The 624-nt window shown below is 69.1% G+C and carries 2 pseudogenes; both read left to right on the forward strand.

Features of this window, described 5'->3' with window-relative positions:
• Positions 1-345 (forward strand): annotated as a pseudogene (locus IEY86_RS36050) (2-oxoacid:acceptor oxidoreductase subunit alpha); the annotation flags it as partial.
• Positions 338-624, forward strand: a pseudogene (locus IEY86_RS36055) (2-oxoacid:ferredoxin oxidoreductase subunit beta); the annotation flags it as partial. The pseudogenes IEY86_RS36050 and IEY86_RS36055, both read left to right, overlap by 8 nt.

Below are 624 nucleotides of genomic sequence, written 5' to 3' on the forward strand. Positions count from 1 at the left end.
GTCGACGACCCCACCGCCGACACCGGCCACCCCGCCCCCGCCCTCGTCCTCGGCTGGGGCTCCACCTACGGCCCCATCACCGCCGCCGTCCGCCGCGTACGCCGCACCGGAGCACACATCGCCCAGGCCCACCTGCGCCACCTCAACCCCTTCCCCCACAACCTCGGCGACATCCTCACCACCTACCGCAAAATCATCGTCCCCGAGATGAACCTCGGCCAACTCGCCGCTCTCCTGCGCGCCAAGTACCTGGTCGACATCGAATCGCACACCCAGGTCACCGGCCTGCCGTTCAAGGCCGAACAGCTCGCCGCCGCAATCCAGGAGGCCACCGCTCATGTCTGAGGCAACCGTCATCCCGGCCGATCCGGGTCCCTACCGCCCCGCCGGGGCGAGGGCGTTGTCGCTCGTGCCCAAGAGCGAGCCGGACCGGCTGTCGGCCCGTGACTTCAAGTCCGACCAGGAGGTGCGCTGGTGCCCCGGTTGCGGTGACTACGCCATCCTGGCCGCCGTGCAGGGCTTCATGCCGGAGCTGGGCATCGCCCGCGAGAACGTGGTCTTCATCTCCGGGATCGGCTGCTCCTCCCGCTTCCCGTACTACATGAACACCTACGGGATGCACTC

The sequence above is a fragment of the Wenjunlia tyrosinilytica genome, from assembly GCF_014646055.1.
Taxonomy (GTDB): domain Bacteria; phylum Actinomycetota; class Actinomycetes; order Streptomycetales; family Streptomycetaceae; genus Wenjunlia; species Wenjunlia tyrosinilytica.